12 protein-coding genes are annotated in these 14,922 nt (G+C 55.9%); 4 read left to right on the top strand and 8 right to left on the bottom strand.

The genetic code is table 11. The annotated features are described in order from the left end of the window. The first annotated feature begins 171 nt into the window (after positions 1–171). The gene (locus PI91_RS04680; protein WP_008499615.1) at positions 172–1,215 is read left to right on the top strand and encodes an aminopeptidase; all 1,044 of its coding nucleotides are present in this window, start codon (positions 172–174) and stop codon (positions 1,213–1,215) included. Positions 1,216–1,313: 98 nt separating this feature from the next. Here PI91_RS04680 and cysH read toward each other — a convergent pair whose 3' ends face one another. From cysH to cysJ, 3 genes are read right to left on the bottom strand one after another with little or no spacing between them, the layout of a single operon-like run. Further along, positions 1,314–2,048, bottom strand: a complete 735-nt coding sequence (cysH, locus tag PI91_RS04675; RefSeq protein ID WP_023344813.1) for a phosphoadenosine phosphosulfate reductase — start codon at positions 2,046–2,048, stop codon at positions 1,314–1,316. A gap of 15 nt (positions 2,049–2,063) precedes the next feature. Next, on the bottom strand, positions 2,064–3,776 hold the full coding sequence (cysI, locus tag PI91_RS04670; protein ID WP_023325980.1) for an assimilatory sulfite reductase (NADPH) hemoprotein subunit: 1,713 nt from the start codon (positions 3,774–3,776) through the stop codon (positions 2,064–2,066). Beyond that, on the bottom strand, positions 3,776–5,581 hold the full coding sequence (cysJ, locus tag PI91_RS04665) for an NADPH-dependent assimilatory sulfite reductase flavoprotein subunit (RefSeq protein WP_039265529.1): 1,806 nt from the start codon (positions 5,579–5,581) through the stop codon (positions 3,776–3,778). Before cysJ ends, cysI begins: the two co-directional genes overlap by 1 nt. Positions 5,582–5,887: 306 nt before the next feature. Here cysJ and queD point away from each other — a divergent pair, with 306 nt between their 5' ends. Beyond that, the gene (gene queD / locus PI91_RS04660; protein WP_008499619.1) at positions 5,888–6,250 is read left to right on the top strand and encodes a 6-carboxytetrahydropterin synthase QueD; all 363 of its coding nucleotides are present in this window, start codon (positions 5,888–5,890) and stop codon (positions 6,248–6,250) included. An 88-nt stretch (positions 6,251–6,338) separates the two neighbouring features. On the opposite strand, the gene queE is transcribed toward queD, so the two are convergent. The 3 genes from queE to PI91_RS04645 form a co-directional block, all read right to left on the bottom strand. Continuing rightward, entirely contained in the window at positions 6,339–7,010 is a 672-nt protein-coding gene (gene queE, locus PI91_RS04655) for a 7-carboxy-7-deazaguanine synthase QueE (protein ID WP_021241905.1), read from the bottom strand. A gap of 72 nt (positions 7,011–7,082) precedes the next feature. Next, complete coding sequence (locus PI91_RS04650) at positions 7,083–7,772, bottom strand: N-acetylmannosamine-6-phosphate 2-epimerase (RefSeq protein ID WP_039265528.1); 690 nt, start codon at positions 7,770–7,772, stop codon at positions 7,083–7,085. Next, a complete protein-coding gene (locus PI91_RS04645) occupies positions 7,772–9,331 on the bottom strand; it encodes a PTS transporter subunit EIIC (protein ID WP_039265527.1) in 1,560 nt (519 codons plus the stop codon). Before PI91_RS04645 ends, PI91_RS04650 begins: the two co-directional genes overlap by 1 nt. Positions 9,332–9,496: 165 nt before the next feature. On the opposite strand from PI91_RS04645, the gene PI91_RS04640 reads away from it, so the two are divergent. Together PI91_RS04640 and PI91_RS04635 are read left to right on the top strand one after the other, a co-directional pair. Further along, positions 9,497–10,321 (top strand): MurR/RpiR family transcriptional regulator, encoded by an 825-nt coding sequence (locus PI91_RS04640; protein WP_021241902.1) that lies wholly within the window; start codon positions 9,497–9,499, stop codon positions 10,319–10,321. Positions 10,322–10,679: 358 nt separating this feature from the next. Beyond that, the gene (locus PI91_RS04635; RefSeq protein ID WP_039265526.1) at positions 10,680–11,789 is read left to right on the top strand and encodes an SDR family oxidoreductase; all 1,110 of its coding nucleotides are present in this window, start codon (positions 10,680–10,682) and stop codon (positions 11,787–11,789) included. Positions 11,790–11,842: 53 nt separating this feature from the next. Here the strand turns inward: PI91_RS04635 and eno are convergent, their stop codons facing one another. Together eno and pyrG are read right to left on the bottom strand one after the other, a co-directional pair. Then, on the bottom strand, positions 11,843–13,141 hold the full coding sequence (gene eno, locus PI91_RS04630) for a phosphopyruvate hydratase (RefSeq protein ID WP_003862715.1): 1,299 nt from the start codon (positions 13,139–13,141) through the stop codon (positions 11,843–11,845). A gap of 82 nt (positions 13,142–13,223) precedes the next feature. After that, positions 13,224–14,861, bottom strand: coding sequence for a glutamine hydrolyzing CTP synthase (gene pyrG / locus PI91_RS04625; protein WP_008499626.1), 1,638 nt, complete (start codon positions 14,859–14,861; stop codon positions 13,224–13,226). Positions 14,862–14,922: the final 61 nt, after the last annotated feature.

Raw genomic sequence — 14,922 nt, 5'->3', positions numbered from 1 at the left:
ACGAATTGGAATGAGTAGTTACTCAATGGAATAACGCTGTGAAAAAGCTAATACCAAAAAGTGCTTAACGCGCGACATTTCGGGCATTTAAGAACGATTCAAATTGTGTATGGACGATCACAGTTTCATACTAGGCGGGTTATTATTTTGCTCTGTTTTTAAGGACTCACTATGTTTTCCGCAACGCGCCACCGTATTGCTGCCCTGGCGCTCGGCGTTTGCTTTATTCTTCCTGCCCAGGCAAAAAACCAACCTTATGGTGAAATCGCCACTATGCAGGCGCGGCATATTGCCACCGTTTTCCCTGGCCGCATGACCGGATCGCCTGCGGAAATGCTCTCCGCGGACTATCTTCGCCAGCAGTTTGCCGACATGGGTTACCAGAGCGATATCCGATCGTTTCACAGCCGCTACGTCTATACCTCACGCAATAAAACGAAAAACTGGCATAACGTGACCGGCAGTACGGTGATTGCGGCCCACGAAGGCAGCGCAAAAGAGCAAATTATCATTATGGCGCACCTTGATACCTACGCCCCGATGAGTGACGCCGATACGGATAACAATCTTGGCGGGCTGACGCTGCAAGGCATGGACGATAATGCCGCAGGCCTGGGCGTGATGCTCGAACTGGCCGAGCGGATGAAAGATATTCCCACCCAATATGGCATTCGTTTTGTTGCCACCAGCGGTGAGGAAGAGGGCAAACTCGGCGCTGAGAATCTCCTTAAGCGTATGAGCGCTGAGGAGAAGAAAAATACGCTGCTGGTGATCAACCTCGACAACCTGATCGTCGGCGATAAGCTCTATTTCAACAGCGGGCAGAGTACGCCGGGTACCGTGCGGAAACTGACGCGCGACCGGGCGCTGGCGATAGCCCGCAGCCATGGGGTTTATGCCACCAGCAACCCCGGCGGTAACCCGGATTATCCGCGAGGCACAGGCTGCTGCAACGACGGGGAAGTGTTCGATAAGGCGGGCATTCCGGTGCTGTACGTGGAAGCGACGAACTGGGCGCTGGGCAAAAAAGATGGCTACCAGCAGCGGGCTAAATCGAAGGCCTTCCCGGACGGGACGAGCTGGCACAACGTGATGCTGGACAATCAGCAGCACATCGATCGCGCGCTGCCGCAGCGGATTGAGCACCGCAGTCGTGATGTGGTGAAGGTGATGCTGCCGCTGGTGAAGGAGCTGGCGAAAGCGGGGAAAGCCTGAGGCCGTTAAGCCCGGTGGCGGCTACGCCTTACCGGGCCTACATATGGAACGAGCCTTAGTAGGCCCGGTAAGCGCAGCGCCACCGGGCAAAAAGGTTATCACCCTTCGTGCAACCCGCACTCGCGCTTCAGCCCGAAGAATCGCGTCTCTTCTTCCGCCATGCCCGGTTCCCACTTACGCGTGGTGTGGGTATCGCCCACCGACAGATAGCCCTGGTCCCACAGCGGATGGTATTTCAGCCCGTGCTTTTGCAGGTACTGGTACACCGTCCGGTTGTCCCAGTCGATAATCGGCAGCACTTTAAACACCCCGCGCTGCACCGCCAGCACCGGTAAGGTTGCCCGGCTGCCGGACTGCTCACGGCGCAGGCCCGCAAACCACGTCTGGGCATTAAGCTCTTTCAGCGCCCGGTTCATCGGCTCAACTTTGTTGATCTCATTGTATTTCTCAATGCCCTCAACGCCCTGCTCCCACAGCTTGCCGTAGCGCGCCTCCTGCCAGGCCGCGCTTTCCGTCGCGCGGTAGACCTTGAGGTTCAGCCTGAGCTTGTCCGTCAGCTCGTCAATAAACTGGTAGGTCTCCGGGAACAGGTAGCCGGTATCGGTGAGGATCACCGGAATGTCCGGACGGATCTGATTCACCAGATGCAGGCTGACCGCCGCCTGAATACCAAAGCTCGACGAGAGCACATACTCTCCCGGCAGGTTTTCCAGCGCCCACGCCACGCGCCCTTCGGCGTCCAGCTTTTCAAGGTGGGCATTGGTTTCTGCCAGCGCCAGAATACGTTCGACTTTTGGCAGGTCATTAAGGGCGTTTAGATCGAGTTCGGACATAGTTACCTCTCGTGGTTACTCCCAGAAATCCCTGGCGGGATCGAGCACCGGGCGAATGATGCCCGCACGCACCGTAAAGTCGCCGAAGCCTTCACCCGCTTCGCGCTCTTTCGCCCAGCGCCCGACAAGCTCGTCGATGGAATCAAGAATTTCCGGCTCGGTGATGTTCTCGCGGAACATACGCGGAATGCGCGTGCCGATACGGTTACCGCCCAGGTGCAGGTTGTAGCGACCCGGCGCTTTCCCCACCAGCCCCAGTTCGGCCAGCATCGCGCGACCGCAGCCGTTCGGGCAGCCCGTCACGCGCATAACAATATGCTCGTCCGGAATGCCGTGTTTTTCCAGAATCGCTTCTACCTTGTCAGTGAATGACGGCAGGAAACGTTCCGCTTCGGCCATCGCCAGCGGGCAGGTCGGGAACGACACGCAGGCCATTGAGTTTTCACGCTGCGGTTTGACCGCATCCATTAACCCGTGATCGCGCGCCAGCTTCTCGATCTTCGCCTTCTGGCTTTCCGGCACGCCGGCAATGATCAGGTTCTGGTTAGCGGTGATGCGGAACTCGCCCTTATGGATCTTCGCAATTTCCAGCAGACCGGTTTTCAGCGGACGCCCCGGATAATCCAGAATACGGCCGTTTTCGATAAACAGCGTCAGGTGCCATTTATTGTCGATACCCTTCACCCAGCCAATGCGATCGCCGCGACCGGTGAATTCGTAAGGGCGGATCGGCTCAAACTTGATGCCCGCGCGACGCTCCACTTCCGCTTTGAACGTCTCCACGCCCACGCGCTCCAGGGTGTATTTGGTTTTCGCGTTTTTACGGTCGGTACGGTTACCCCAGTCGCGCTGGGTCGTCACCACCGCTTCCGCCACGGCCAGCGTATGCTCCAGCGGCAGGAAGCCGAACTCGCTCGCGGTACGGGCGTAGGTTTTCTTGTTACCGTGTTCGATGGACAGGCCGCCGCCCACCAGCAGGTTAAAGCCCACCAGCTTGCCGTTTTCGGCAATCGCCACGAAGTTCATGTCGTTGGCGTGCAGGTCGATATCGTTCTGCGGCGGGATCACCACCGTGGTTTTAAACTTACGCGGCAGGTAGGTCTGGCCGAGGATCGGTTCTTCGTCCGTAGTCGCGACTTTTTCCTGATCGAGCCAGATCTCCGCATAGGCGCGGGTGCGCGGCAGCAGGTGCTCGGAGATCTTCTTCGCCCACTCGTACGCTTCGGCATGCAGCTCGGACTCATACGGGTTCGAGGTGCAGAGCACGTTACGGTTCATGTCGTTGGCGGTCGCCAGCGCGTCCAGCCCAACGGAGTGCAGCATCTGGTGCACCGGCTTGACGTTCTTCTTCAGAATGCCGTGGAACTGGAAGGTCTGACGGTTGGTCAGACGGATGCTGCCGTAGATCGTGTTTTCACCGGCAAACTTGTCGATCGCCTGCCACTGTTTGGTGGTAATCACCCCACCCGGCAGACGGCAGCGCAGCAGCATCGCGTGACGCGGCTCCAGCTTCTGCTCTGCACGCTCGGCGCGGATGTCGCGGTCGTCCTGCTGGTACATGCCGTGGAAACGGATCAGCAGGAAGTTGTCGCCTTTGAAACCGCCGGTGAGACCGTCATTCAGATCTTCAGCAATGGTGCCACGCAGATAGTTGCTTTCCAGCTTCATGCGCTCGGCGTCTGTCAGTTTACCTTCGACCACCAGTGGCCCTGGATGTTTTTCGCTCATTAGTAGACATCTCGCTGATAACGGCGCTCAACGCGCAGCTCACTTAAAAATTCATCCGCCGCTTCGGCATCCATACCGCCGAATTCGGCAATCACTTCCAGCAAAGTCTGCTCAACGTCTTTCGCCATGCGATTAGCGTCGCCGCAGACATAAATGTGGGCACCGTCATTGATCCAGCGCCACAGCTCTGCGCCCTGTTCGCGCAGTTTGTCTTGTACGTATACTTTTTCTTTCTGGTCGCGGGACCAGGCCAGATCGATGCGGGTCAGTACGCCTTCTTTCACATAGCGCTGCCACTCCACCTGGTAGAGGAAATCTTCCGTAAAGTGCGGGTTGCCGAAGAACAGCCAGTTTTTACCCGGTGCGCCATCCGCCGCACGCTGCTGCATGAAGGCGCGGAACGGCGCAATGCCGGTGCCCGGGCCAATCATAATGACCGGCGTTTCCGGGTTTGCCGGCAGGCGGAAGTTATCGTTGTGCTCAATAAAGACGCGCACTTCGCCCTCTTCTTCCACACGATCCGCCAGGAAGCCTGATGCCCCACCCGTGCGGGCGCGGCCTTCGATGTCGTAACGCACCACGCCGACGGTAATATGCACTTCACTCTCCACTTCAGCCTGGGAAGAGGCGATGGAGTACAGGCGCGGAGTGAGCGGACGCAGCAGGCCGATCAGCGCATCGGCATCCAGCTGAGCCGGAGAGAAGCGCACCATATCGACAATCGGCGTCGTCGCAGCGTAATGCTGCAGCTTCGCCTTGTCGCCCACCAGCGGCAGCAGGGATTCGCTGCGCGTCAAGGTGGCATAATTTTCGACGATATTCGGGGTGTTCACCGTCAGCTCAAAATGCCACTGCAACGCATCAGAAAGCGGCTGCGTTTTACCGTCAACGGTGACAGGCTCGTCGCCTTTCAGCCACAGCAGCTCAACCAGCTCTTTCACCAGCGCCGGATCGTTCTGATACCAGACGCCCAGCGCATCGCCAGGCTGATAGCGCAGGCCCGAGTCGCCCAGATCGATTTCGATATGGCGCACATCTTTTTCTGAATCGCGGCCGGTAATTTTCTGGTTCACCGACAGGCTCGCCGCCAGCGGCGCCTCTTTGGTGTACGGGCTGGTGTGGATGTCGTTAACAGCACCCGTCGCGGTGAACGAGGCCTGGGCTGACGTCTCTTTCGGCACGCGCGCTTTTAGCACCTCAACGATGCGGGCGCGCCATTCGGCGGCGGCGGCCTGGTATTCGACATCCGCGTCAACGCGGTCCAGCAGGCGCTCCGCGCCCAGCTCCGCCAGCTTGCTGTCGAAGTCTTTGCCGGACTGGCAGAAGAATTCATAGGAAGTATCGCCCAGGCCAAAGACGGCAAACGCCGTGCCATCCAGCTTCGGCGCTTTTTTCGAGAACAGGAACTTATGCAGCGCCACCGCTTCTTCAGCGGGTTCACCTTCCCCCTGCGTAGAGGCAACCACCACCAGCAGTTTTTCCGACGCGATTTGCTTAAATTTGTAATCCCCGGCGTTGACCAGGTTCACGTTCAGTTTCGCGGCCAGCAGGTCGTCGCGCAGTGCTTCGGCCACGCGGCGGGCATTGCCCGTCTGCGAGGCGGAAATCAGGGTAATGGCCGGAATTTCAACGGCCGTGGCCGGTGCACCCGCCACAGCGCCAGGCTGTTGATTGAGCATTCCCCAGAAATAACCGGAGACCCAGGCAAGCTGAGTGGGAGAAAAATCAGAGGTGGCAGCCTGAAGGCGCGCCAGCTGCTCCGGGTTCAGGGGAAGCAAATTTGAAGGTGGGGCCTGTGTTGTCATGCGTCGTTATGTTCCAGTAGCCAAGCGGACTTTAAGCGAATAAATCCAAACTGAAGATAAGGTTAACGGCGAGGATAATAACAATTAAAGAAGGGATGGAAATAATAAATAACCAAATGGACTAACCTGTTTTGGTTGTCATGCTTAGCGATAAAACCGATTAAATAACCTTCTGAAATAAAAGAACAAATAGCGATAAACACCCTGAATACGAGGCGGTTGCCGCTCAGAGCCGTTTTAGTTAATGCTAAAAATTGTGCTTTCCGGTACTATGCGGCGGTTTTTTCCGCATTACTGAGAGCGATCATGTCCACCACACTGTTTAAAGATTTCACCTTCGAAGCCGCCCACCACCTTCCGCATGTCCCTGAAGGGCATAAATGTGGCCGTCTGCACGGGCATTCGTTCATGGTGCGTCTTGAGATCACCGGTGAAGTTGATCCGCATACCGGTTGGATCATGGATTTTGCCGAGCTGAAGGCGGCGTTTAAGCCGACCTACGATCGTCTGGATCACTACTACCTGAATGAGATCCCGGGCCTTGAAAACCCGACCAGCGAGGTGCTGGCAAAATGGATTTGGGATCAGATGAAACCGCGGGTACCGCTGCTGAGCGCGGTGATGATCAAAGAGACCTGTACGGCAGGCTGCGTGTATCGCGGCGAGTGATGCTTGCCGGGTGGCGGCTTCGCCTTACCCGGCCTACAAAAGCCTCGAAACCCAGGCCCGGTCAGCGCTCGCGCCACCGGGCTTTTTTTCAGGCAATATTCAGATACTTGTGCGTCTGCATCGACAGGCGCCAGTTGCGCGCAATACAGGTTTCAATGCACAGGCGCGTTGCATCGTCTTTCTGGCTGATAGGCTGCAGGGCAATCACCCGCTGCTTTTCGTCCGTCAGCGTGGCCAGCAGTTCATCCAGCGCTTCGATATCACGCACGCGTCCTACCGGGTGCTTAATCTCATCCGCGCGCTCCAGCGCCTGAGACAGCACGTCATACCCGCCGCGCATATTCACTTTTGGCGATACCGTCACCCAGGTGGTGTGCGAGCAGCGCACTTCATGGGTGCCGCTGGTTTCGATCTGGCAGCTGTAGCCGTTCTTTTCGAGCAGCTCGGTCAGCGGCGTCAGATCGTGGATGCAGGGTTCACCGCCGGTGATCACCACGTGACGCGCCGTCCAGCCCTGACGACCAATGATGGCGAGCAGATCTTCGGCACTGCCCGCGCCCCACTTATCGCTCTCTTTGGTTTTCGCCAGAATGCTAAACAGCGACACTTCCCGATCTGCGAGCTTATCCCAGGTATGTTTGGTATCACACCAGGCACAGCCAACCGGGCATCCCTGTAAACGAATGAAAATAGCGGGAACGCCGGTAAAGTAACCCTCGCCTTGCAGGGTCTGGAACATCTCGTTAATCGGGTACTGCATAGTCATCTCAGTAAAGGGGATAAACGATAAGTATCGCAGATCCCCGCCGGATGGTCATGCTCCATCGGTGCTTTACGCGCCAATCGCCGCCATAAACCGTTCCGTGATTTGCTGCGGACGGGTGATCGCGCCGCCGACCACCACCGTATGCGCGCCCAGCGCCAGACACCTGGCCGCACGCTCGGGGGTATCCACGTTGCCTTCGGCAACCACGGGCACCGTCACGGCGGCCAGCACCGCCTTCAGGAACGCGCTGTCGTTTTCCGGAAGTGAATGGCCCGCCGTTTCCGCCGTGTAGCCGTAAAGCGTGGTGCCGACGCAGTCAAAGCCCAGCGCCTGCGCCGTCACGGCTTCGTCCACGGAGGAGATATCCGCCATCAGCAGCACCGCGGGATAACGTGCGCGGATGCGCGAGACCAGCGTTTCCAGAGATTCTCCGCCAGGACGTGACCGCGCCGTCGCATCAAGCGCAATGATGTCCGGCGAGACGCTCATGAGCTCATCCACCTCTTTCATTGTCGCGGTGATAAACACCTCGCTTTCGGGATAATCCCGTTTGATGATGCCGATGACCGGCAAAGACACCTGCTGCCTGATGGCCTCGATATCCACCACGCTGTTCGCGCGAATGGCGGCAGCCCCGCCCTGTGCCGCAGCCAGCGCCATGCGCGACATAATAAACGGGCTGTGCAGCGGTTCATTTTCCAGCGCCTGACAGGAGACGACCAGTTTTCCCTTCAGGTTATCCAGTACAGTTTTCATTACGATAAGATCTCTTCCACTTCGTTTTTGATAATCGTGACGTGCGGGCCATAAATGACCTGAACGCCGTTGCCGCGCACGATAACGCCGCGCGCCCCGGTGGCTTTCAGTGCCGACTCATTCACTTTGCTGCCGTCTTTAACCGTGACGCGAAGACGCGTGGCGCAGCAGTCCACCTCGTCCAGATTGTCTTTTCCGCCTAATCCGGCGATCACCGCGGCTGCGCGTTCGTTTTGCGGCAGACTGACCTCATCAGCCATCGCCTCCTTTTCCCGACCTGGCGTCGCGAAATCAAAGCGGTTAATCAGATAGCGGAAGGTAAAGTAGTAAAGGAAGAACCACGCTACGCCGACCAGCGGAACGAACATCCAGTTGGTTTTGGCTTCTCCCTGCAAAATGCCGAACAGCACGAAGTCGATGAAACCGCCGGAGAAGGTTTGCCCGATGGTGATATGCAGCATGTGCGCGAGCATGAATGCCAGCCCGTCAAACAGCGCATGGATGACGTAGAGCACCGGCGCAATAAACAGGAACGAGAATTCGATAGGCTCGGTAATCCCGGTCAGGAACGAGGTTAACGCCGCAGAAAGCAGCAGCCCGGCAACGCGTTTTTTGTTCTCGGGTTTTGCCGTGTGGTACATCGCCAGGCACGCCCCGAGCAGGCCAAACATCATCGTAATAAAGCGCCCGGACATGAAGCGTGACGTGCCCTCATAGAAATGTTGCGTGTTCGGGTCAGCCAGCTGAGCGAAGAAGATCCGCTGCGTGCCTTCCACCAGGTGACCGTTGACAATCTCACTCCCGCCAAGCGCGGTGGTCCAGAAAGGCAGGTAGAAGATGTGGTGCAGACCGAACGGACCCAGCATGCGTAAAATGAAGCCGTACAGCAAAGTGCCCAGATAGCCGGTCGCATCCACCAGCCCGCCGAGACCAAAAATCAGCTTCTGGAAATGCGGCCAGACCACGGTCATGAGCGCACCGACGAGTATCGCCGCCAGCGAGCTGATGATAGGAACAAAGCGCGAGCCGCCAAAAAAGCCCAGGAACTGCGGAAGTGCAATCTTGTTAAACCGATGATGGAGCGCGCAGGTCACCAGCCCAATCACCACGCCGCCAAAGACGCCGGTTTCCAGCGTCTGAATACCCAGCGTCATGCCCTGCCCCACCGCGCCCGGGTTCTCATGCGCCAGTTTGCCGGTGAGGATCAGCAGCGCGTTGATGGTGGCATTCATCACCAGAAACGCGAGAAGCGCCGCCAGCCCCGCCGTGCCCTTATCGCTTTTTGCCAGCCCGACGGCGACCCCAACCGCAAACAGCACCGAGAGGTTCGCAAACACGATGGATCCTGCGCTGCTCATGATGGTGAAAATGGCCTGGAGCCAGCTCACGTCTAAAAACGGATAGGCTGCCAGCGTGTTGGGATTCGATAGCGCGCCGCCTATCCCCAGCAGCAGACCCGCCGCAGGCAGCACGGCAATCGGCAACATAAAGGATTTGCCAAAGCGCTGCGCTTTTTCAAACCATCCCCCTGAAGAAGCCCCACTGAATATTTGCATCATTTTTTCATCCCCCCATTAATGGATGAAAATTTTTACCATATTAATTTTAAACAGTGAAAATTATCATCAAAAACCAGGACGACGATCATACTTTTTCGAAATGACTGGCATCCTTCCCCCGCTTTCCGCCACACTAGTCGCAGAGAAACGCATTAAGGATCGAGCATGTCAGACCATGAAAACCTGCTGCTGAAGCTACGCCAGGAGGCTTCCGGGTACAGCCCAACACAACAAAAACTCGGTGAGTTTGTTCTCAGCGATCCTGCCCGGGTGCTCTACCTGACGATCACCGAACTGGCGCGCGAGAGCCACACCAGCGAGGCCAGCGTGACGCGTCTTTGCCGCACGCTGGGCTGCAAGGGCTATAACGAATTTAAAATGGCGCTTGCGCTGGATATTCAGCAGGGCCAGCCCGCGCGCCAGGCGGGGGATGAGATTGATAACGTCGTGGATGAGTCGGTGCAGGCTTTGCAGGACACCGCCAGGCTCCTTGACCGCACGCTGCTTGAAAAGGCCGCGCTGGCGCTGCATCAGGCGCAGTCGGTGCAGATTTATGGCGTTGCGGCCAGCGCGATCCTCGGGGAGTATCTGCACTACAAGCTGTTGCGGCTGGGCAAACCCGCACAGCTGTTTAGCGATATGCACCGCGCGGCCATGAATGCGACAACGCTTTCGGAAGAGACGCTGGTGGTGGCAATCTCCAGTTCCGGCTCAACGCGAGATCTACTCCACGTGGTGAAGCTTGCCCGCAAGCGCGGCGCTAAGGTTCTGGCACTCAGCAATACGCCCCGCAGCCCGCTGGCGTCCCTGAGCGACATGCAGCTGGTGGCCGCCAAGCCAGAGGGGCCGCTTAGCGCGGGCGCGCTCAATGCCAAAGTTGGGGTCATGCTGCTGGTCGAACTGCTGACCACGTCCATGATTGCGCTGGATGGCCGTTACGGCGACGTTAGCCAGCAAACGGCCAGCGCCACGCTTCCTCTGTTACTCTAAAAACCCTTCGCAGGCTAAATAAAATAGCCTGCGCTTAATGTCGCCTGATTTAAGTTAAGTGGTGTTTAAATCATTTATCCGGTAAATGTTTGGTGTAACAAAGTATTATATTTATTACATTTCGAATTAAGTTCACCATCCGATGAGCGCCACAAAAAGGACTTTAAAATCATAATGTTGAAATATTCATTTTAATAAATTGAATTTTCACCCTGCCTGTAATGTCCAATATCTCCACCTGAATTCCTTTCCTTAAAATAAGCTTAAGATGCTGTCGATTTCGGCTTTTTATTATTTAAATGCCGTTTACTTTTGCACGCCTACAATCCGCCTCATCAATCATAATGAGACGGTATTAATGAAGATGTTAATGATTACAGGCGTGACGGGGTTTCTGGGCGGTGCAGTACTGGAAAAAATGCTGACCAGCGATCAATCCGTAAAACTGCTTTTGCTCGCGCGTGCCAGCGATCCGCAGAGCGGGCTGGAGCGCGTGCTGGAGAACATGCGCAAGTTCAACGTTCCTGAGGACAAACTGGCCACTCTGAGCGTGGACAATATCCTCATGGGCGATCTCAGCCAGCCTGAAGCCTTCCTGAACGATCCGCGTCTGGACCAGGTCACGCATGTCGTGAACTGTGCAGCTGTTGCCTCATTTGGTAACAACCCGCTCATCTGGAAGGTCAACGTGGAAGGAACGCTGGCACTGGCGCGCCGCATGGAGCAGGTTTCAACGCTACAACGCTTCCTCCACGTGGGCACGGCAATGTCATGTACGCCGGAGCAGGATTCCCTGGTCGCCGAAAGCGCCGAATTCAGAGAGAATGCTGAACACCTGGTGGAATACACGTTTTCGAAGTCAACCATCGAACAGCTGATGCGCCAGGAATGTCCGAACCTGCCGCTGCTCATCGCGCGTCCGTCCATCGTTGTCGGCCATACCCGCCACGGCTGCACGCCCTCGAGCAGTATTTTCTGGGTCTTCAGCATGGGCCTGATGCTGCAGAAGTTTATGTGCTCGATGGAGGACCGGATCGACGTTGTCCCGGTGGATTATTGTGCCGACGCGCTGTTAATGCTGCTCAACAGCAACGCGCGTCCGGGGGAAGTGGTACACATTTCGGCCGGAGAAGAGAACAGCGTTCGCTTTGCGGATATTGATAATGCGATGGCGCAGGCGCTGGAGAAAGCACCCGTCGGCGATAAGTACGCGCAGGTCAGCTACGAAACGCTGGTCAGAATGCGCCGTGAACTAAAAACGATTTTTGGCCCGTGCAACGAACGTCTGATGCTGAGAGCCATGCGGTTATACGGCGCGTTTGCCACGCTTAACGTGCGCTTCAGCAACGATAAGCTGCTGAGCATGGGGATGCCGAAGCCACCCCGGTTTACGGATTATATTGCCCGCTGCGTGCAAACCACCCGGGGGCTGACCATTCCGGAGCAAATGGCGGTCGATTTTAAATAGCCAAAAAAAATGCCAGTCATTCGACTGGCATTTTCATGTTAAGGCTTAAGCGATTATGCCTGGCCTTTGATCTCTTTACGACCGTTGTATGGTGCTTTTTCGCCCAGCGCTTCTTCGATACGAATCAGCTGGTTGTATTTAGCAACACGGTCAGAACGGCTCATAGAACCGGTTTTGATCTGGCCAGCAGCGGTACCCACAGCCAGGTCAGCAATGGTCGCGTCTTCAGTTTCGCCAGAACGGTGAGAGATAACCGCGGTGTAGCCAGCGTCTTTCGCCATTTTGATCGCAGCCAGCGTTTCGGTCAGGGAACCGATCTGGTTGAATTTGATCAGGATGGAGTTAACGATGCCTTTCTCGATACCTTCTTTCAGGATCTTGGTGTTGGTTACGAACAGGTCGTCACCCACCAGCTGGATTTTGTCGCCCAGTACTTTAGTCTGGTATGCGAAGCCAGCCCAGTCAGACTCGTCCAGACCGTCTTCGATAGACACGATTGGGTACTGTTTGGTCAGGTCTTCCAGGAAGTGAGTGAACTCTTCGGAGGTGAACGCTTTGTTGCCTTCGCCAGCCAGAACGTATTTACCGTCTTTGTAGAATTCTGATGCTGCACAGTCCATCGCCAGGGTGATGTCTTTGCCCAGCTCGTAGCCCGCTGCTTTTACCGCTTCTGCGATAACAGCCAGTGCTTCTGCGTTAGAACCCAGGTTTGGCGCATAGCCACCTTCGTCACCCACAGCCGTGTTCATACCTTTAGCTTTCAGAACTTTAGCCAGGTTGTGGAACACTTCAGAACCCATACGTACTGCTTCTTTCAGGGATTTCGCGCCAACTGGCTGAATCATGAATTCCTGAATATCAACGTTGTTGTCTGCGTGCTCACCACCGTTGATGATGTTCATCATTGGTACAGGCATGGAGTATTTGCCTGGGGTGCCGTTCAGTTCAGCGATGTGCTCGAACAGTGGCATGCCTTTAGCCGCCGCAGCCGCTTTGGCGTTCGCCAGGGAAACGGCCAGGATTGCGTTCGCACCGAAGTTAGATTTGTTTTCAGTACCGTCCAGATCGATCATGATCTTGTCGATGCCAGCCTGATCTTTGGCATCTTTGCCAACGATAGCCTGAGCAATAGGACCGTTAACAGCGCCAACCGCTTTCAGTACGCCTTTGCCCATGAAACGGGATTTGTCGCCATCACGCAGTTCCAGCGCTTCGCGGGAACCAGTAGAAGCACCTGATGGAGCAGCTGCCATACCGACGAAACCACCTTCCAGATGAACTTCGGCTTCAACGGTCGGGTTACCACGGGAGTCGATGATTTCACGACCGATGACTTTAACGATTTTGGACATTAGATTTTCCTCAGTACAAGTTAAACTAAAACTCCAGACAAACAACGCGTACCAAAGGTACGCGTTGCCGTTCTAACTTTTTTTACTTCGCCTGACGCTTCTGGTAGTCGCTGGCGGCCTTCACAAAGCCTGCAAACAGCGGATGCCCGTCACGTGGCGTTGAAGTAAATTCCGGGTGGAACTGGCAGGCGACAAACCACGGATGGTTTGGCACTTCGATGATCTCGACTAACTGATCATCCCCGGAGCGGCCCGCAACACGCAGACCCGCAGCTTCAATTTGTTTCAACAGCATGTTGTTGACTTCATAGCGGTGACGATGGCGCTCGGTGATGACCGGCTCGCCGTACAGCTTGCGAACCACGCTATCGTCAGTCAGCTGGCAGGCCTGTGCGCCGAGACGCATAGTGCCACCCAGATCGCTCTTCTCGGTACGGACTTCGACGTTACCGTCTTCATCACGCCATTCAGTGATAAGCGCCACAACAGGGTACTTACAGTCTGGCACAAATTCCGTAGAGTTCGCGTTTTCCATTCCCGCTACGTTGCGCGCAAATTCGATCAGCGCAACCTGCATACCCAGACAGATGCCGAGGTATGGAATATTGTTTTCACGCGCATAACGCGCGGTGGCGATCTTGCCTTCTACACCACGGTAGCCGAAGCCACCAGGGATAAGGATAGCATCCAGATCTTTCAGGATTTCAACGCCACGCGTTTCAACATCCTGCGAATCAATCAGCTTGATGTTCACGGAGACACGGTTCTTCAGACCACCGTGTTTCAGCGCTTCGATCACGGACTTATAGGCATCCGGCAGCTCGATGTACTTGCCGACCATACCGATAGTCACTTCGCCTGCCGGGTTGGCTTCTTCGTAAATAACCTGTTCCCATTCAGACAGGTTAGCTTCCGGACAGTTCAAGCTGAATCGTTTACAAATATAATCGTCCAGACCCTGTGATTTCAACAGGCCCGGGATTTTATAAATGGAATCGACATCTTTCATTGAAATAACGGCTTTTTCAGGCACGTTACAGAACAATGCAATTTTCGCACGTTCGTTCGCCGGAATGGCGCGATCGGAACGGCAAACCAGGATGTCAGGCTGAATACCGATAGAGAGCAGCTCTTTAACAGAGTGCTGGGTCGGTTTGGTTTTCACTTCACCTGCCGCCGCCATGTAAGGCACCAGCGTCAGGTGCATGAACAGCGCGTGTTCACGACCAATGTCTACCGCCAGCTGACGAATCGCTTCGAGGAACGGCAGGGATTCGATATCACCCACGGTACCGCCGATTTCAACCAGCACAACGTCATGCCCTTCGCCACCGGCAAGGACACGCTCTTTGATGGCGTTAGTGATGTGTGGGATAACCTGCACGGTCGCGCCCAGATAGTCACCACGGCGCTCTTTACGCAGAACGTCAGAGTAGATGCGGCCAGTCGTAAAGTTATTACGACGGGTCATTTTGGTACGAATGAAACGCTCGTAGTGGCCAAGATCCAGATCGGTTTCAGCGCCGTCTTCAGTAACGAACACTTCCCCGTGTTGGGTTGGGCTCATGGTGCCAGGATCGACGTTGATATACGGATCCAGTTTCATCATGGTCACATTGAGGCCACGGGCTTCAAGAATGGCTGCGAGGGAGGCTGCGGCAATGCCTTTACCCAGAGAGGATACGACCCCGCCGGTCACAAAAATATAGTTCGTTGTCATGCTGAACCTGAGAAGTTAGGGTGAAACGATGGAATAACCAGGACGGGAAAGTAGTATACCC

It is taken from the genome of Enterobacter sp. FB, from assembly GCF_000805795.1.
Taxonomy (GTDB): Bacteria; Pseudomonadota; Gammaproteobacteria; order Enterobacterales; family Enterobacteriaceae; genus Enterobacter; species Enterobacter roggenkampii.
Note: the sequence above shows the minus strand (reverse complement) of the source record. Positions and strands in the feature narration are given on the sequence as shown.